Source organism: Saprospiraceae bacterium (assembly GCA_026129545.1).
Taxonomy (GTDB): domain Bacteria; phylum Bacteroidota; class Bacteroidia; order Chitinophagales; family Saprospiraceae; genus M3007.
In genome coordinates this window covers 682,966-700,766 of record JAHCHX010000001.1, presented here as the reverse complement: position 1 = coordinate 700,766, position 17,801 = coordinate 682,966, and the positions used below count along the sequence as shown (strand labels likewise).

14 protein-coding genes and 1 pseudogene are annotated in these 17,801 nt (G+C 51.9%); 11 read left to right on the top strand and 4 right to left on the bottom strand.

All coding sequences use genetic code 11. From position 1 onward, the window contains the following. Nucleotides 1–95: 95 nt before the first annotated feature. Nucleotides 96–800, bottom strand: a complete 705-nt coding sequence (locus KIS77_02505) for an outer membrane lipoprotein carrier protein LolA (protein MCW5921186.1) — start codon at nucleotides 798–800, stop codon at nucleotides 96–98. Nucleotides 801–959: 159 nt separating this feature from the next. On the opposite strand from KIS77_02505, the gene rnr reads away from it, so the two are divergent. Next, a complete protein-coding gene (gene rnr / locus KIS77_02500; protein MCW5921185.1) occupies nucleotides 960–3,278 on the top strand; it encodes a ribonuclease R in 2,319 nt (772 codons plus the stop codon). Between the two features lie 217 nt (nucleotides 3,279–3,495). Here the strand turns inward: rnr and KIS77_02495 are convergent, their stop codons facing one another. Together KIS77_02495 and KIS77_02490 are read right to left on the bottom strand one after the other, a co-directional pair. Further along, nucleotides 3,496–3,924 carry a DUF1761 domain-containing protein gene (locus tag KIS77_02495; GenBank protein ID MCW5921184.1) on the bottom strand — a complete coding sequence of 143 codons (429 nt, stop codon included), beginning with the start codon at nucleotides 3,922–3,924 and terminating at the stop codon, nucleotides 3,496–3,498. Between the two features lie 99 nt (nucleotides 3,925–4,023). Beyond that, a complete protein-coding gene (locus KIS77_02490) occupies nucleotides 4,024–4,701 on the bottom strand; it encodes a winged helix DNA-binding protein (GenBank protein MCW5921183.1) in 678 nt (225 codons plus the stop codon). 189 nt (nucleotides 4,702–4,890) lie between these two features. Here KIS77_02490 and KIS77_02485 point away from each other — a divergent pair, with 189 nt between their 5' ends. The 10 genes and pseudogenes from KIS77_02485 to KIS77_02440 all read left to right on the top strand — a co-directional run bounded on the left by KIS77_02485 (nucleotide 4,891) and on the right by KIS77_02440 (nucleotide 17,052). Then, nucleotides 4,891–7,347 carry a TonB-dependent receptor gene (locus KIS77_02485; protein ID MCW5921182.1) on the top strand — a complete coding sequence of 819 codons (2,457 nt, stop codon included), beginning with the start codon at nucleotides 4,891–4,893 and terminating at the stop codon, nucleotides 7,345–7,347. 360 nt (nucleotides 7,348–7,707) lie between these two features. Further along, nucleotides 7,708–7,983, top strand: a pseudogene (locus KIS77_02480) (four helix bundle protein). Nucleotides 7,984–8,136: 153 nt separating this feature from the next. Beyond that, nucleotides 8,137–11,049, top strand: a complete 2,913-nt coding sequence (gene carB / locus KIS77_02475; GenBank protein MCW5921181.1) for a carbamoyl-phosphate synthase large subunit — start codon at nucleotides 8,137–8,139, stop codon at nucleotides 11,047–11,049. Nucleotides 11,050–11,144: 95 nt separating this feature from the next. Further along, entirely contained in the window at nucleotides 11,145–11,396 is a 252-nt protein-coding gene (locus tag KIS77_02470; GenBank protein ID MCW5921180.1) for a DUF433 domain-containing protein, read from the top strand. Further along, the gene (locus KIS77_02465) at nucleotides 11,397–11,762 is read left to right on the top strand and encodes a DUF5615 family PIN-like protein (GenBank protein ID MCW5921179.1); all 366 of its coding nucleotides are present in this window, start codon (nucleotides 11,397–11,399) and stop codon (nucleotides 11,760–11,762) included. 319 nt (nucleotides 11,763–12,081) lie between these two features. After that, nucleotides 12,082–12,399 carry a type II toxin-antitoxin system HigB family toxin gene (locus KIS77_02460; protein MCW5921178.1) on the top strand — a complete coding sequence of 106 codons (318 nt, stop codon included), beginning with the start codon at nucleotides 12,082–12,084 and terminating at the stop codon, nucleotides 12,397–12,399. Beyond that, on the top strand, nucleotides 12,377–12,736 hold the full coding sequence (locus tag KIS77_02455) for a hypothetical protein (protein ID MCW5921177.1): 360 nt from the start codon (nucleotides 12,377–12,379) through the stop codon (nucleotides 12,734–12,736). The genes KIS77_02460 and KIS77_02455 overlap by 23 nt, the downstream gene beginning before the upstream one ends. A gap of 95 nt (nucleotides 12,737–12,831) precedes the next feature. Next, nucleotides 12,832–13,800, top strand: coding sequence for an ankyrin repeat domain-containing protein (locus KIS77_02450; protein ID MCW5921176.1), 969 nt, complete (start codon nucleotides 12,832–12,834; stop codon nucleotides 13,798–13,800). Nucleotides 13,801–13,895: 95 nt separating this feature from the next. Beyond that, complete coding sequence (locus KIS77_02445) at nucleotides 13,896–15,191, top strand: NAD(P)-binding domain-containing protein (protein ID MCW5921175.1); 1,296 nt, start codon at nucleotides 13,896–13,898, stop codon at nucleotides 15,189–15,191. 76 nt (nucleotides 15,192–15,267) lie between these two features. Next, a complete protein-coding gene (locus KIS77_02440; GenBank protein ID MCW5921174.1) occupies nucleotides 15,268–17,052 on the top strand; it encodes an ATP-binding cassette domain-containing protein in 1,785 nt (594 codons plus the stop codon). Between the two features lie 382 nt (nucleotides 17,053–17,434). On the opposite strand, the gene KIS77_02435 is transcribed toward KIS77_02440, so the two are convergent. Further along, nucleotides 17,435–17,797 (bottom strand): gliding motility protein GldC, encoded by a 363-nt coding sequence (locus KIS77_02435; GenBank protein MCW5921173.1) that lies wholly within the window; start codon nucleotides 17,795–17,797, stop codon nucleotides 17,435–17,437. Nucleotides 17,798–17,801: the final 4 nt, after the last annotated feature.

Genomic DNA, 17,801 nt, shown 5'->3' with positions numbered 1-17,801 from the left:
GACACCTGCGTCGGGAGAGGAAAATTAGAGACGAAAAATATCTCAATTTCACGCTCGCCTCCTTCGCGTCATTGCGCCACCGTGGCAATTTTTTTTCAAAGACGAAGGTCTTCCACTTTCACGCCCGGATATTTCTGGGGGTCGAACGTAAAATGGTTAGCGGCAAACTGCTTGTCCGGTGTCAGTTTTGTCACCGCGAAAGTGTAGCGTGAGCCATCCTTGCCAAAAGCTTTCATGCTCTGCACCGCCCCCCCCTTTTCGTCAATGCTGACGCGCAATTTTGAGTACTCCGAGTTTTTCTCTTTCGGCTTGAACTCGATGTGCGTCAGCACTTTGCCGCCCTCTGTCGTTTTGTCCGTGATGGCGTACAGATAATCGCCCTTTTGATACCGTTTTAAAAGGCTTTTGGGGGTGAGAAAGCCGCCCTCCGCGTCTTTTGGGTCGGCATCATTGATTTGAACCTCGTTGTTTTTTTTCAAGTAAACCCACGTTGTCTTGCCATCGCTCACAATGATTTGGTCATCCATGTCGAGGCGAAACTTGGTGTCGCCCTCTTGCGCGATGGTGCCCTTCTGCACTTCCTGTTTTTGCCCGGGAAGCTCGATGGTGAGGGCAAAAGATGCCTCAAGCGATTTATATCCCTCGTATTTTTTCCGAATTTTATCGAGGATTTTTTTCGCCTCCGGGTCGCTTTTTTCAGCGGGCGCGGCGGGGGGAGCCGGTGCGGGGTTTTTTCCGCTTTGGGCAAAGAGCACATTCAGCGAACAAATGGTCAAAAGGGCAGCAAGCAGTTTTTTCATGTTTTATGATTTTTACGCAAAGAAACGGCGGAAGAAGGGCGTAGTTGCGGAAAGGTTGGTTAAAGATTCGCAAAAGCACTTTGCAACTATTCGTCGCGGAAATCCGTTTCATTCGCATTTTGTCGCAGCTTTGCGCACAATTTTTACATTATTTCAAACATGACCAAAAAGAAAAAAAGCGAGGGCGGCAAAAAGTTGACCACCCAGCAACTGCAAATCGAAGTCCTAAAGTTCTTGCTTGCCCATCCCAACAAACGTTTCTCGCCTCGCCAAATCACCGACCAAATTCGCGTGGAAAATAACAAGGACTCTGCCGAATATGCTTTGCGCCAACTGGTGCAGGCAGGCTCGGTCGCTGAGTTCTCCGAAGGCAAATTCGGTGTCGCGCTCGAACGGTTGACGGTTGACGATGCGCGGCACACGGCAGGCGGCGAGCGCAAGCAAAAAAATACCCGTGCGGAAAAACAGAAAAACACAAAAGCCGAAAACCGGGAGCCAGCAGCTGGCAGCCGCGCCTCGTCGAGAAAATTCATAGAAGGCCGTGTGGACATGACGCGCACGGGCGCTGCCTACATCGTGAGCGAATTGCGCGAAACAGATGTGTATGTGCCGCCCAAGCACGTCAACGGCGCCCTCAATGGAGACATCGTGCGCGTGCTGCTTTTCCCTGCACCGCCAAGAAGAAAAGGCGGAGCGCCTATCAGAAAACCAGAAGGCGAAATCGTGGCCGTGCTCAAACGCGCCAACGAGTTTTTTATCGGCACCTTGCGTAAAAGCCGCAAATACGCGCTGTTTTTGCCCGACAATCCCAATATGCCAGTGGACATATATGTCCCGCTCGAAGCCTGCGGCGATGCCCGCGACGGCGACAAGGTGGTGGTTCGCGTCACCGACTGGCAGGAAGGCAAAGGCCGCGTGCCGATTGGCAAAGTCACCCAGACGCTGGGAGAAGTCGGTGGCAACGACTTCGAGATGAAAAAAATCCTCATCAACCAAGGCTTTGAACTCTCGCACTCGGAAGAGGCCGAGGCGGAAGCCGAACGGATACCAGAAAAAATCTCGCCGCAGGAAATAGCGCGGCGGCGCGACTTCCGCGACGTGCTGACTTTCACCATTGACCCTGAGGATGCCAAGGATTTTGACGACGCGCTCAGTTTCAAGGAGCTGGAGGATGGCAAGGTGGAAATCGGCGTACACATAGCCGATGTGACGCATTATCTGAAACCCGACTCGCAATTGGATAGGGAGGCCTTCAAACGCAGCACCTCCGTCTATCTGGTGGACCGTGTCAGCCCCATGCTGCCGGAAAAACTATCGAACAATCTCTGCTCGCTCGTGCCGCACGCCGACAGGCTGACATTCTCAGCCGTATTCGTTTTTGACTCCAAAGGCAAAATCACCTCCCGGTGGTTTGGCAAAACGGTGATTCACTCGGCGCATCGCTTCAGTTACGAAGAGGCCCAAACAGTGCTGGAAGGAAAGCCTACAGAAGGCTTGCTCCAGTTGAAAATCTATCCGGCACTCCAAAAAGCATTGCAACACCTCGACCGCCTCGCCAAGCAAATGCGGAAGGAGCGAGAGAAAAATGGCGCCATCGGCTTCGAGACGGAAGAGGTGCGTTTTCGACTTGCGGCGGATGGCTCGCCCATCGAAGCGTTTGTGAAAGAACGCAAGGACGCACACTTGCTGATAGAGGATTTTATGTTGCTGGCCAACAAAGAAGTCGCCCTCTACATTGACAACAAGGGCAAAGCGCAACAAGAGGTGCCATTTGTCTATCGGGTACACGATTTGCCGGACATGGAAAAAATCGCCGAATTCGCGCGATTTGCAAAGGAACTTGGCTACTCCATGAAGGTAGATACGCCCAAACAAATCGCCCAAGCCTTCAACGGCCTGATGAAGGCTGCCCGCAAGGACGACCGCCTAAAACTACTGGAGCCGCTAGCCATCCGCACGATGGCAAAAGCCGTGTATAGCACCGACAATATAGGGCACTACGGGCTTGGTTTCTCGCATTACAGCCACTTCACCTCGCCCATTCGCCGCTATTCCGATGTGTTGGCGCACCGGATTCTGGAAAGAAACTTGGATGGCAAGACCTACCGGGTGGACAAAAGCAAATTGGAGGAACAATGCAAGCACATCAGCAATCAAGAAAAAAAGGCCGCCGACGCGGAACGCGAAAGCGTGAAATACAAACAGGCCGAACTGCTTCGCCGTCATATCGGGGAGGAATTTGAGGGCATCATCAGCGGCATGATTGACCGAGGCTTCTTTGTGGAACTGTCTGGCTCGAAGGCGGAGGGCTTGGTCGAGTTCAAATACCTCGACGACACCTTCACGGTGGAGGAAGGCAACTTGCGCGCTGTTGGTCGCCGCTACAAACGCCAGTTCAAAATGGGCGACCGAGTGCGGATTCGCGTGGCATCGGTGGATTTGCAGAGACGCCAGATTGAGATGGAACTGGTGGACTGAGGCATTCCTTTTCGCGAGTCGCCTTCTCCAACCTGTCTGAAATGCACCCGTCTTCTTTTTCTCCTCTTGGCAAGTCTGGCGATTGCGGTGTCGCGGGTGTCGCCTCTGTTGCTTTTCTCTTGGCAAGAAATTGTCCCCAATTGATGCAAAAAACCGCCTCGCCGATTCTCTCGGCAAGGCGGTCGCGGTATATTCAGAGTCAAGTGTTTGCAAATTGTCACTTCTTCCGCCAGCCACCCACAATCGCGCCGATGACGGTAAACAACACGAAAGAATAAGAGCCGTCCACCAGCGTCAGGCTCATGGGGTTCATGGCGAACATATTGCCGACCACTACGCCAAGCAACATAATCAGACCAATCGCCGCACCGATGGTCGCGCCCGTCTGCCAAGTGCTGACGTTCATCTTTTTGAACAGCCAATCCATGATGAGCGCATAAACGGCCATGACGACCGTGTTGACAATCATGGGCGTGAACGACATGGGCACTTCCATGCCGTTTTTGAGCATTTTTTCGCCTTCCATCGTAAAGCCGTTGCCGTCCATCCAAAGTTTGTTGAACAAGGCGCCATACCAAAGGAAGCCGATGACCATGCCCGCGACGGCGGAGGTGACGATTGCCAGCCAATTCGTTTTTCTTTCCATAACAAGTTGATTTTTGTTTGAAAATAAGGTGAAAGATGTGGCGAATGTAAAAACAAATTATTTTACAAATTGTCATTTTGCCCAAAAAATCTTTCAATTTTATGCCCTTTCTGCACTTTCGTCGTCCAATCCATCTTTGTGGATTGTTTGCCCCAGCATCTCCCCCAATGTCGCTTCGTCAGCATCGTCGAAAATCGGCTTGTGAAAAAAGTGAAGCTTGGTCAGCAGATGCAGTAAGGTCGCTTTTTCCTCTTCATTCAGGTCGGCAACGACTACATCCGAAAGGCGCTCGATGCCATTTTGGACAGACATGAAGGCTGCCCTGCCCGCATCGGTGAGCATGACTAATTTGGAGCGCCCGTCGTCCGGGTGCGGTGTTTCCTGTATCAGCCCCTGTTTCAGCAGGCGCTTGAGCACTTCGTTGCCGGAGGATTTTTCCATAATGCAGCCGCGCAACACTTCGGTTTTTTTCATTTGCAAGTCTGGGAAAAGCGACACGAGGATGCCCCAGTCGTCGTCGGAATAAATTTCCGAATCCCGAAATACCCGGCGGCCATAGAACTGGGCGTAGCGTCCCATAAAATTCAAGTACATGGCTATCAGGCCATTGAGTCGAGGGCCAGCCTCTGGTTGTCGGCTTTGCTTCCTCGTACTTCCGCGCCGAAAAGTGATGAGCCAGCTGGCGAATGATTCCCTGTCCAACCGATTAGTGTCGCCGCCTTCCCGCTCGAAGGCCTCGATCAAATCAAGCAATTCCCGAACAAAAGCAATCTGCATTTTAGTATGATTTAAAAATATTTTTTTTAAAAAAGTTTGATAAAAAACTAAACACGGTAGGCGAGTGTTTGTTTAGGGCTTGCTTTCAAGACTGTTTGCAGCCAGGTTCGCAAATCCGGATGGCCGGACAAGGTTGGGCGAATGTCTCGAAGCGTATTCAAAATCAAGACAAAAATCTTTCAAACACTCATGCGAATCTTACTTCTTTTTCTGCTTTTTTTCCTCGTTTACAGGAATGTCGCCGCGCAGAACACCGGCTCGCTCGCCGGCTCCGTGAAAGACAAACTCACCCAAGAGGCGCTGATAGGCGCGTCTGTCAAACTCGACAACAGCGACCTGGGCGCAGTGACGGATGTGGATGGCAACTTCCGCATTGCGGGTATCCCGCCGCGCACTTACAACGTTACCATTTCTTATTTGGGCTATGCCAGCCAAACAAAGTTCAACATCGTCATCACAACTGGCAATGTCAACCAACTCAATGTCGAACTAGAACCCAATGCCAAATCGCTCGGCGAAGTAGTGGTGGCCGAGAACCGTTCGGTGCGCATCGCTTCCGTCGAAACGCCGCTCTCTATCCAGAATCTTTCTGTGGAGGAAATCAAAAGCAACCCAGGCGGCAACTTCGATATTAGCCGGGTGGTGCAGGCTTTGCCGGGCGTGGGTGGCGTGGCCGGTACAGGCGGCGGCTTTCGCAACGACTTGATTATCAGAGGTGGCGGGCCGAGCGAAAACGTGTTTTACCTCGACGGCGTGGAAATCCCGGTCATCAATCACTTTTCCACGCAGGGCGCGGCAGGTGGGCCAGTGGGTATGCTCAACGTGTCTTTTATCGAAGACGCTACCTTATCGAGCAGTGCATTCAATGCCCGTTATGACAACACGCTCTCATCGGTGCTGCAATTCCGCCAACGCGACGGCAACCCGGAGAGAATACAGGGAAACGTTCGGGTGAGCGCCTCCGAAACCGCTCTTACTGCCGAAGGACCACTGGGCAAAAAGAACGGCAAAACAACTTTTTTGGCTTCAGCCCGGCGTTCTTATCTCCAACTTTTGTTCGAGGCACTGGGCTTGCCCATTCGACCGGATTATTGGGATTTTCAATACAAAATCACGCATAAAATCAACTCGAAAACGACGCTCACCGCGCTCGGCGTGGGCGCGATTGACGATTTTTTCTTTGAAGCGCCCAAAGACGCGACTCCCGAAAATCTGTACATTTTAAGCGCAACGCCAGGCATCAACCAGTGGAACTACACACAGGGCTTTACACTCAAACGCCTCATTAGCAACGGATTTTGGAACCTGACGCTTAGCCGCAATATGCTCGACAACCAGCTCGACCAGTTCGCCGACAACACGGACGGCAAGCAGTCGGACGAGTCGAAACGCATTCTCGGCATACAAAGTCAGGAAATCGAAAACAAACTTCGGTTCGACATCAACCGCTATTCGGGTGCGTGGAAATTCAGCGCGGGCATCATGGCTCAATACGTCAAATACAACAACAATTCCTACACCCGGCTGCGGGCGGAAGTGCTCGATTCAGCGGGAGTCGTCGTTCAACCTGCGGTGGAGCAGCGTTTCAACACGGCGATTGATTTTTTCAAATTCGGCGGATTTGGTCAGGTCAACCGCACTTTTTTCAACGAACGGCTTGGCGTATCGGCAGGTGTCCGGGTGGATGGCAACACGTTCACGGACGATGGGGAAAACGTGCTCAACACCTTCAGCCCTCGCCTTAGTTTGAGTTATGCGCTGGCTCCCAAATGGAAAGCGAACGCCTCGGTAGGCCGCTACTTCAAAACCCCGCTTTACACCGTGCTGGGCTACCGCGACGAATCGGGCAGTTTGGTCAACAAAGACCAACCCTATTTGCGCAGCGACCATTATGTGGCGGGACTCGAGTTTGTGCCGACCCGCGTGTTGCGTTTCACACTCGAAGGTTTTTACAAAAAATACGAAGACTACCCCATCAGCGCGTTCGACGGCATTTCGCTTGCCAACCGCGGCGGCGGGTTCGGTATTCTCGGCAACGAGCGCGTGTTGGCTACCGGCACAGGCGAGGCTTACGGTCTGGAATTGTTTGCGCAGCAAAAACTGAACAACAACCTTTACTTTACCGGCTCGTACACGCTTTTTTGGTCAAAATTCAGCAACGCAGACGGCGAATTGACCGCTTCGGCCTGGGATAATCGCCATTTGCTCTCTCTGCTCGCTGGTTACAAATTCAAACGGAACTGGGAACTGGGCATCAAATACCGCCTACAAGGTGGCGTACCTTACACGCCCCTCGATTTGGAAGCCAGCCGCCTCAATTACGCAACGATTGGAACCGGTGTGCTCGACAACAGCCGACTCAACACCCTGCGTCTCGGCAATTTTAGTCAATTAGACCTCCGTTTGGATAAAAAATGGAATTTCCAGCGCACTACGCTCAATGTATTCATTGATGTCCAAAACCTGCTTAACACCGTGAACCCCGCCCCACCCAACTACACCTTCCAACGGACTTCCGATGGCAAAGCATTCGTCACCACCGACGGTCAACCCCTGCGGACCGATGGCAGCAACGCCGTGCCTCTGCTGCTTGAAAACACAGAAGGCTCTTTGCTGCCAAGTATCGGCATCATCGTAGAATTTTAAGGTGACGACGACGAAAGGTTCGAACAACTTTTTAAAAGTCTGTCGTTGTTTTGTCTCCTTTTCCTACCTTCGCCCCTCGAAATGAAAAAACGACACCCTTCGCTTTTCACTTCGGCCATGCCGGAAATCGGGTTTTCGCCCGGTTTCCGGCATTTTTTTAATTGATTCGATTTTTCGATTGCCTCGATTGATTTGATTGGTCAAAATCGGACTAATCGAATCAATGGGACCAATCGAATCAATCGAACCAATCAAATGACATAGGAAGAACTAAAAAAGTGATTCAAAGACTGGGCGGTTGAAGTCGTTCGCTTTACACGAGCCCTTCCAAGTACGCCTGAGTTTAAAGACGTTCGCAATCAGATGGTGCGGTCAGCCCCTTCAGCGGCAGCAAATTACAGGGCCGCGTGTCGCCGCAAATCGGGGAAAGATTTTATCAATAAACTCAAAATTGTAGAGGAAGAATTAGATGAAACGATGTTTTGGCTTGAATTCACAGTCGCTCTTGACGCTGAATTACGACCTGCGATAGTCCCTCTTTACAAAGAAGCCGATGAACTGATTTCAATCATCGTATCGTCCATCGGAACAGCCAGAAAAAACTTATACCTTGATTCGCTAGGATTTGTTAGATGAACATGATTGATATTCTTGATTTTTAGCAGATTGCGATTGCAGCCATGCCCAAAACCTAACGACGCGAAGTATAAAAAAGACCAAGCCCAAACCTCCCAAATCAAATCAATCGAGCCAATCGAATCAATCGAACTAATCGACTTAATCGAATCAATGCGAGATACCTCCATCCAATCCATCCTCATCATCGGCTCCGGCCCCATCATCATCGGCCAAGCCTGCGAATTCGACTATTCCGGCTCGCAAGCCAGTCGCTCCTTGCGCGAAGAAGGCATCAAAGTCGCCCTCATCAACTCCAACCCGGCCACCATCATGACCGACCCGGTGACGGCGGACTATGTCTATCTGCGCCCCCTCACGCCGGAGAGCATCGAGGCGATTTTGCAAGAGCACCAAGAAAGCCTCGAATTGCCAAACATTGACGCAGTGTTGCCCACCATGGGCGGCCAAACCGCCCTCAACCTCGCCATTGAGTGCGAAAAACTCGGCATCTGGGAAAAATACGGCGTGCGCATGATTGGCGTGGACACCAAAGCCATCGAGACGACCGAGAACCGCGAAGAGTTTAAAAAACTCGTAGTGAACTTGGGTCTTTCCGTCGCGCCTTCTTACATCGCCAACTCTTATTTGGAAGGCAAAGAAGCGGGACAAAAGATTGGTTTTCCGTTGGTTATCCGCCCCTCCTACACGCTCGGCGGCACAGGCGGCGGCTTCGTGATGCGCGAAGAAGACTTCGACGAAGCCCTCAAACGCGGTCTCAACGCCTCGCCGACCCACGAGGTGTTGGTGGAAAAAGCCGTGCTCGGCTGGAAGGAATTTGAACTCGAACTCCTGCGCGACCAAAACGACAATGTCGTCATCATCTGCACCGTCGAAAATCTCGACCCGATGGGCGTCCACACAGGCGACAGCATCACCGTCGCCCCGGCCATGACTTTGAGCGACACGGCCTATCAGGATATGCGCAATCAGGCCATCAAAATCATGCGTGCACTCGGCAACTTCGCCGGCGGCTGCAACGTACAGTTCGCCCAAAACCCTGAGACCGAAGAATTGATTGCCGTCGAAGTCAACCCCCGCGTATCGCGCTCCTCCGCATTGGCAAGCAAGGCTACCGGCTATCCGATTGCAAAAATCGCGGCCAAACTCGCCATCGGCTACACGCTCGACGAGTTGAAAAACCAAATCACCAAAACCACTTCGGCCTATTTCGAGCCAACGTTGGACTATGTGATTGTCAAAATGCCGCGCTGGAATTTTGAAAAATTCCCCAACGCCGACTACCGTCTGGGTTTGCAAATGAAATCCGTCGGCGAAGTGATGGCGATTGGCAGAACCTTCAACGAAGCCCTTCAAAAAGCCTGTCAGAGTCAGGAAAACAACCGCACCGGTCTCGGCGCCGACAAGAAGGAATGGCTCAAAACCGACGACATCATGGAGCGGTTGGAAAAGGTGAGCGACGACCGCATTTACCGCGTGAAAGATGCGCTGCGGCTCGGCATCCCGTCCAAAACCGTCCAGAAATTCACCAACATTGACCCTTGGTTCATCGGCCAAATCAAAGATTTGGTGAAAATGGAAGAGCGCCTTCAGCGATACAATGTACCGGAAGACATCCCGACCGATTTTTTCATCGAACTAAAAAAGAACGGCTATTCCGACGCTCAAATCGCGTGGCTCCTGCGCGTGGACGAAAAATTCGTGACCCAAGAGCGCAAACAGCGCGGCATCCGGCGCGTCTATAAAATGGTGGACACCTGCGCCGCCGAATTCGAGTCGAAGACCAACTATTTTTATTCGACTTTTGAAAATGGAGCATCGGAAACGGAAACGTCGGAAGGGTTTGAAACCCTTCCGACGTTGGAAACCCTCCCGACGTTGACAAAACCAAAGAACGAAAGCATCGTCACCACCCGCAAAAAAATCGTCGTGCTTGGCTCCGGCCCCAACCGTATCGGGCAAGGCATCGAGTTCGACTACTGTTGTGTACACGGTTTGCTGGCGGCAAAAGAGGTTGGCTACGAGGCGATTATGGTCAATTGCAACCCCGAAACCGTCTCGACGGATTTTGACATGGCCGACAAACTCTACTTCGAGCCAGTATACTGGGAGCATTTGGAAGAAATTTTGGAACACGAAAAACCCGAAGGTGTCATCGTGCAGCTCGGCGGCCAAACGGCGCTCAAACTCGCCGAAGACCTCCACAAAAAAGGCTGGAATATCATCGGCACGAGTTACAACGACATGGACATCGCCGAAGACCGGGGGCGTTTTTCAGATCTTTTAAAAGAACTCGACATCCCCTACCCCAAGTACGGTGCTGCCCGCGATGTGGATGAGGCGCTGGAAATTGCGAAGAAAATCCCCTACCCGCTTTTGGTGCGCCCGTCCTACGTTTTGGGTGGTCAACGCATGAAAATCGTCATCAACGACAACGAGTTGGAGCGCCAGGTGCTCACCATTTTCAAACACCTGCCCGACAACCGGGTGCTGATTGACCAATTCCTCGAACGTGCGAAAGAGGCCGAAATTGACGCGATTTTCGACGGCGACGAGATGCACGTCATGGGCATTATGGAACACATCGAGCCGGCGGGCATTCATTCGGGCGACTCGTCGGCGGTGTTGCCGCAGTATTCGCTCGGCCCCATCGTCATCGAGCAAATGGTCGAGTACGCGGAAAAAATCGCCCGCGCCCTAAACATTAAAGGCTTGATAAACATACAGTTCGCCATCAAAAACGACGAGGTGTACGTCATCGAGGCCAACCCGCGCGCCTCGCGCACCACGCCGTTCATCGCCAAAGCCTACGGGGTTCCGTACCTGAATATCGCCACGAAAGTGATGCTCGGCACGCACAAACTCAAGGACTTCGACATCACGCAAAAACTCGATGGTTACGCCATCAAAATCCCGGTATTCAGTTTTGAGAAATTCCCCGGCGTGGACAAACGCCTTGGCCCCGAAATGAAAAGCACGGGCGAGGCGATTTACTTCATCAAAGATTTGAAAGACCCGTATTTCAGGGAGTTGGAAAGGAATCGGAGTATGTATTTGTACAACTAAGTAACGCCAACCTTCTGGTTGGCGAGCCGCGATGGTCGCCAACTGAAAGTTGACGTTACGAAAAGTTGTACTTTTGTAAAAAAAAAATTAAGATTATGAACTGGCGTGACCATATCGTTTCCGACCCTGAAATTTTGCTCGGCAAACCCGTTATCAAAGGCACCCGGCTATCCGTCGAGTTTTTGCTCGAACGCCTCGCCAGCGGTTGGACAGAAGAAATGTTGCTGGAAAATGCGCCGCGTCTCACCCGCGCCGACCTGCAAGCGGTTTATATGTTCCTCAACGAGTGCATGAAAGACGGCTTGCTGTACTTGCAATTCCCTTCATCTACTGCCGAAGCCGCGTAAATGAAATTTTTAGCCAACGAAAATTTCATGGCATTTGGAGTGCGCGTTTTGCGCGATGCCGGGCTGGATGTGACCTTCATTGGAGAAGATTCACCTTCCATCAAAGATTGGGAGGTCATGGAAATTGCCATCGCCACGAGTCGAACAATTCTCACGCACGACCGCGATTACGGTGAACTGGTTTTCAAATATGGCTACCGCCCCAATGCAGGCGTGATTTATTTTCGGATGAAAGATTATTTGCCTGAAGAACCTGCACAAATGTTGCTGCAATTGCTCGCCGATTCGAATTTTGCATTTGAGGGGTTGCATACTGTAGTTGACAAAGACGGGAGTATTCGGCAGCGACCTATTCCCGCCGTGTGATTCCCCGGCGTGGACAAACGCCTCGGCCCTGAAATGAAAAGCACGGGCGAGGCGATTTACTTCATCAAAGATTTGAAAGACCCGTATTTCAGGGAGTTGGAGCGGAATCGGAGTATGTATCTGTACAACTAATGCGAATCAAGGGTTGAAAAGTCAAAAATATTGAAAACCAGCCTTTTCCGAAACGACGTTTACGAAACTTCCAAAGTTTGGTAAACGTAAATCGCTTACAACGAGCGTCGTTTTCCAACCCTTGATTCGCATAACTAATAAAAATCGCTCCCGATTTGGGAACGTTTTTTATTTTTGCAACGTCCTTATGCGCGTCATCGCCGTCAAAACGCTGAAACATTATTGGGAAAAACACCCCGAAGCAGAGGGCGCCCTGCTTTCATGGCACGAAGAAGTTTCCGAAGCAATGTGGGAAACACCGAACAACCTGAAAGAACAGTTTGGGAACGCTTCGTTAGTTGGTAGCAAACGGGTGATTTTCAACATTCACGGCAACAAATACCGACTGATTGTTGACATTGAATTCAAATTTAAAATCGTTTTCATCGTCTGGTTTGGGACGCACAAAGAATACGACCAAATTGACGCAAAAACTGTCCGTTATGTTAAAACCGATAAAAAATGAAGCCCAGTACGAGGCCGCTTTGGAGCGCATCTTCGAACTGATGCAACTTGACATAGAACCCGGCACAGAGCTTGGCGACGAATTAGAAATCCTCTCTCTGTTGGTGAAAGACTACGAAAACGTTCACTATCCTGTTCCGAAACCGCACCCCATCGAGGCTATCAAATTCCGACTCGAACAAATGTCGCTTTCCGAGTCCGAACTGACCCGAATCTTGGGCAGCCGCAGCCGCAAGTCAGAGATTCTTTCGGGCGAGCGAAAACTGAGTTTGGAGATGATTCGGAAACTGAATCAAGAGTTGAAGATTCCGGCGGAGGTGCTGATACAGGCGTATTGATGGCGAGGCGATTTACTTCAACAAAGATTTGAAAGACCCGTATTTCAGGGAATTGGAAAGGAATCGGAGCATGTATCTGTACAACTAATCGCACCATGAACATCATCAAAATCATTACCGTCCTCAACTGGCTCGTCATCGCCATTCTCGCATTTTTGGTCATCGCCGAAACGCTCTCGCCCGCCAAAGGCGGCGACGCGGCAGGCAGGGGCATGGGGCAGGCGATTTATTACCTCGCCATCATCGCTTTGTTCGTGTTGCTTGGTTTGAATTTATTACCCTACAACTGGGCAAAATACACGGCCTTCGCGCTGGTCGCTTTGCCCATTCTTTTCATAAAAGTTGCCCCCTCGTGGCGGAATATGAAACGCAATGTGAGCAACATGCTCGAGGAGGCCAAGCCCATTTTCCCTGACAAAGAACGCGACCGCATCGCGCGGGCTATCTATGAAGGCAAGTCGGGAAAAGTGTGGGAGCTGCTGCAAACGCCTCCGCCGAACCTCAACGAAGACGGCGAACTGCTCGCTTACGCCATCAATGCAGTCGGCCATTCTGGCTACAAACCCGAAGAAAGGATGAAATGCCTCAAGTTGCTCTTCCAAGCAGGCGCAAAACTTGACAGCGTGAACCGCGGGTCGGAAGTGCCAATTCATTTTGCCGCCGCCGATGTCGGGAACGCCAAACTGCTCCGGCTTTTGCTCGAACATGGCGCCGATGCCAACGCCCAACATCGCTATTTCAAAAGGCATATCCTGTTCGAAGCCGTCGGTGCGCACGGCGAGCCGGAAGCAACAGTGAAGGTTTTGCTCGATTTCGGTGCCGACCCGAACGCAACTGCTGTGCACGACGATGAGCAAGGACCCATCACGCCTTTGTGGCGAGCAGCTGAATTAGGGCGCTGGGGCATTTGCGCGACCCTTATCGAGCATGGCGCCGACCCGAATTTTAAAACGGCCGACGGAAAAACGTTTCGTTCGCTCGTGGAGGAAGCAGCCCAGAACTTTACTCCGCACGGCTACGCGACGCAGGAAGATTTTGAAAGGCTAAAAAGAACACTCAAATAACACCCACCTCCGGTTGGGGGAGCCAGAGAGTCCCACCAACCAAAAGTTGGCGTTACGAATGCCCCGCAAAAAACCTGACCACACCAACGCTACCCGTGCACACAACCAACTCAAACACCCAATCACCCCGCATCGCCATCATCGGCGCAGGCTGCTCCGGTCTGGCGGCCATCAAAGTACTTACGGAGAACGGCCTTGACAACTTGGTTTGCTTCGAAAAGAACGCTCAAATCGGTGGCAACTGGGTTTTCACGGCTTCCGAGAGCCACAGCAGCGTGTGCGAAACCACGCACATCATCTCCAGCAAGTGGCTTTCGCGCTTCAGCGATTTCCCCATGCCCACAGCGTACCCCGACTACCCCAGTCATCGGCAGGTATTGGCCTATTTCCAACAATACGCCGACAAGTTTGGCCTGAGAAAATACGTCCGATTCAACACGGAAGTGCTCAAGGCTGAAAAAATCGAACAGGAGCGTTGGCGCCTCACGCTTGCGGATGGCTCCGCTGAGGAGTTTGATTATTTGCTCGTGGCCAATGGCCACCACTCTGCACCGCGCCACCCCGTATGGAAAGATGACTTTACAGGGCGATACCTTCATTCACATAGTTTTAAAAACAATCAAGGTTTCGAGGGCAAGCGAGTGCTCGTGGTAGGGGCTGGCAATTCGGGATGCGACTGCGCCGTGGAAACCAGCCGTGTGGCCGAGCGCGTTGACATCAGTGTCCGTAGCCCGCAATACATTATCCCGAAATTTTTCCTCGGCAGACCCACCGATATTTTTGCCGCGAAAATGGTTTGGTTGCCGCGTTCGGTACAGGATGCGCTGCACAAAATAAGCGTCCGTGTGCAAGTGGGTCGCTATCGGTACTACGGCCTGCCCGAGCCCGACTTTCCGCCCACCCGCTCCCACCCTACCGTCAACTCTGAGATGCTCGAAAAAATCCGTCATGGCAAGGTGCATCCGCGTCCCGGCATTGAGCGCGTGGAAGGCCGCACCGTTCGCTTCACCGATGGCACCTCCTCCGAATATGATGTCATCATCGCTGCCACAGGGTACCTGATGAGTCTTCCATTTTTCGGCAAAGACTTTATTGATTGGGAAAATGCGCTGAGCGTGCCGCTCTATCTCCGCGTTTTTCACCCGGCACACAAGTCGCTGTTTTTCATAGGACTGGTGCAGCCGCAGGGTAGTATTTGGCCGCTTTCGGAAGCGCAAGCCCGCTTGGTGGCCCGTCTGCTGAAAGGCCAATGGGCGCTCCCTGCCCACTGGCAGCAGATGGCAGAGGAAGAGCGGCAAGCCACCGAGCGAGCGTTTTTCAAAAGCCCGCGCCATGCGGTGGAAGTGCATTTTTTGCCTTATTTGAAAAAATTGGAAAAGTTGGTGCGGTAAGAGAGAGGGGGGGGCGAAGAACACCTCCCGAACTTTTCCCTCGATTTTCAGTTTCCCTCCCGAATTTTGCGTCGCAATGGAGAAGAACGAACCCACCCGCCCCAAACTTACCCGTGAGAGCCTGCGCGAGGCGCTCAAGATTTTTGAGTACATCCGCCCCTACAAATGGCAATTTGTTTTCGGGCTATTTTTGCTGTTTCTCGGCAGCTCGGTCTTTCTGGTGTTTCCAAAAGTCATCGGCCAAATGCTGGATGTGGCGCAGGGCAAAGTCACTACCGACCTTGATTTGCCGACCATTGGCCTGTGGCTGGTGGGCATCCTTGTTTTTCAAGGCATCGTGTCCTATTTGCGCGTCATGATGTTTGCCCAAGTCAGCGAAAAAGGCACTGCCGACATTCGCGTGGCGCTCTACAGGCGGCTTATTTCCCTGCCCATTGTTTTTTTTGAAAAAAGCCGCGTCGGCGAGTTGGTGAGCCGCCTCACCAACGACGTGGAAAAACTCTACAACACTTTCTATTTTATCCTTGCCGAATTTTTGCGCCAAATCATCATTCTGGTCGGCGGCATAGCGGTGTTGTGGTGGATGTCGCACCAATTAGCATTGGTCATGCTCGGCACTTTTCCGGTCATCGTGATAGGAGCCATGTTCTTTGGGCGGTGGGTGCGCAAGCTCTCCAAAGAGCGCCAGAACAAACTGGCCGAGACCAACACTATCCTCGACGAGACCTTGCAGAGCATCCATGCGGTGAAGGCGTTCACAAACGAGCTGTTTGAAAGCCAGCGTTACACGCGCTCCAACTCATCGGTGGTGGGTGTGTCCATGCGCTATGCCAAAGGCCGGGCCGTGTTCGCCGTCTTCATCATCACCATGTTGTTCGGAGCACTTTTTTTCGTCATCGGCTATGGGATGCACATGGTGCAGACGGGGCAAATCACGGCAGGCGACTTGATTGCATTCGTGACTTACACGGCCATCATCGGGGGCAGCATCGCCAGCTTGGGCAATTTTTACACGGAGCTTGTGGGGGCAGTAGGCGCTACGGAGCGCGTCCGGGAAATCCTGAAATCGCCGACGGAAGTGGAAGACCGCCCGCGGGGCAACCTCCACGCTGGTCGCCTTCGCGGCCACGTCTCTTTTGAAGAGGTGCATTTTTCCTATCCGACCCGTGCGGATGTGGAGGTGCTAAAAGGGGTGAGTCTGGAAATTCCCGCAGGGCAAAAAGTCGCCATTGTGGGTCAGAGCGGCGCGGGCAAATCCACCATCATGCAGCTGCTGCTGCAATTTCATTTTCCGGCTTCAGGCGAACTTTTTGTGGATGGCAGACGCATTTACGACTACGACCTCGAATCGTATCGCTCCAATTTTGCCATCGTGCCACAAGAGGTCATCCTCTTTGGCGGCACTATTCGGGAAAACATACTCTATGGAAAGCCCGACGCGACGGAAGCGGAAATCATCGCCGCCGCTCGCCAAGCCAATGCTTGGGATTTCATCTCGAAGTTCCCTGACAAGTTGGACACTGTGGTTGGCGAGCGCGGCATCAAGCTCTCCGGCGGCCAGCGCCAGCGCATCGCCATCGCGCGTGCCATTTTGAGAAATCCGAGCATTCTCTTGCTCGACGAGGCGACTTCCTCACTCGATGCCGAATCTGAAAAAGTGGTTCAGGAGGCTTTGAACAACCTGATGGAAGGCCGCACGAGCATCATCATCGCGCATCGGCTGGCGACGATTCGGGACGTGGACTGCATCTATGTGTTGGAAAACGGCCGCATCGTGGAGCAGGGCACGCACGAGGAATTGTCGGCGAAAGAGAATGGGGCATATTCGAGTCTGGCCCGTTTGCAGTTTGAGATGGCATGAAAAAATCACCTCTCCTCTTCCACGTTTTTGTGGATGCCGCTCACGGGCAGCGTCACGCCCCATGAAAGACTTGTTGCGGTGGAGGCCTTAGCGTAAGGCTTAGGGATTATTTTTTCATCTATGCGCTGCTTGGGTTGTCACGCCGTTGTTCTTTTTTTGAGTAAATGCAAGTAAAAAGTTAGGTAGAAGATCGAGGGCTGTGAGACTTGCTTTTGGATTGCATGCAGTATAAATGAAGATGAAATCGGCCTTCCACCTTCCTCCTAAGTTTTTACTTTATACCTTGATTCACTAGGATTTGTCAGTTCACCATGATTGATGTCTATGATTTTGAGCAGATTGCGCTTTTAGCCATGCCCAAAGCTTGGCGACGCGAAGTATATCAAGACTGTTTGGGAATAATCTCGGTTTGCTCGCCGAAATAGTGCGCAAATTTGGCCAAGTCCTCTGCCAAGTCCTTGTTTTGCGTAGCCTTTAGGTAGGTCTGGCCCAAGGAACGAAGTATCTGATAGACAAATCGGTCCATCTCGATGACCTGCATCTCATTCGTCCATAAGTCAATGCGCAGGGTGTCGCGGTGCTCTTTGTCGAACAGTGCAACGGCCATTGCCTTGCATTCTTCCATTTGGCCGTTGTTTCGGTCGCTTGCTGCCCATTCTATTTTGACTGGCACTTGTTCGGCGTTCAGCCCTACTCGTAGCGTGATGTCACTCGTTTTGACTATTTCGTTGGATTCCATGTTTATCAAA

Coding starts and splice junctions, on each gene's coding strand:
- KIS77_02440 (MCW5921174.1), top strand. CDS start 15,268: ATGGAGAAGAACGAACCCACCCGCCCCAAACTTACCCGTGAGAGCCTG.
- rnr (MCW5921185.1), top strand. CDS start 960: ATGACCAAAAAGAAAAAAAGCGAGGGCGGCAAAAAGTTGACCACCCAG.
- KIS77_02505 (MCW5921186.1), bottom strand. CDS start 800: ATGAAAAAACTGCTTGCTGCCCTTTTGACCATTTGTTCGCTGAATGTG.
- KIS77_02455 (MCW5921177.1), top strand. CDS start 12,377: ATGTTAAAACCGATAAAAAATGAAGCCCAGTACGAGGCCGCTTTGGAG.
- KIS77_02460 (MCW5921178.1), top strand. CDS start 12,082: ATGCGCGTCATCGCCGTCAAAACGCTGAAACATTATTGGGAAAAACAC.
- KIS77_02450 (MCW5921176.1), top strand. CDS start 12,832: ATGAACATCATCAAAATCATTACCGTCCTCAACTGGCTCGTCATCGCC.
- KIS77_02470 (MCW5921180.1), top strand. CDS start 11,145: ATGAACTGGCGTGACCATATCGTTTCCGACCCTGAAATTTTGCTCGGC.
- KIS77_02485 (MCW5921182.1), top strand. CDS start 4,891: ATGCGAATCTTACTTCTTTTTCTGCTTTTTTTCCTCGTTTACAGGAAT.
- KIS77_02490 (MCW5921183.1), bottom strand. CDS start 4,701: ATGCAGATTGCTTTTGTTCGGGAATTGCTTGATTTGATCGAGGCCTTC.
- KIS77_02465 (MCW5921179.1), top strand. CDS start 11,397: ATGAAATTTTTAGCCAACGAAAATTTCATGGCATTTGGAGTGCGCGTT.
- carB (MCW5921181.1), top strand. CDS start 8,137: ATGCGAGATACCTCCATCCAATCCATCCTCATCATCGGCTCCGGCCCC.
- KIS77_02495 (MCW5921184.1), bottom strand. CDS start 3,924: ATGGAAAGAAAAACGAATTGGCTGGCAATCGTCACCTCCGCCGTCGCG.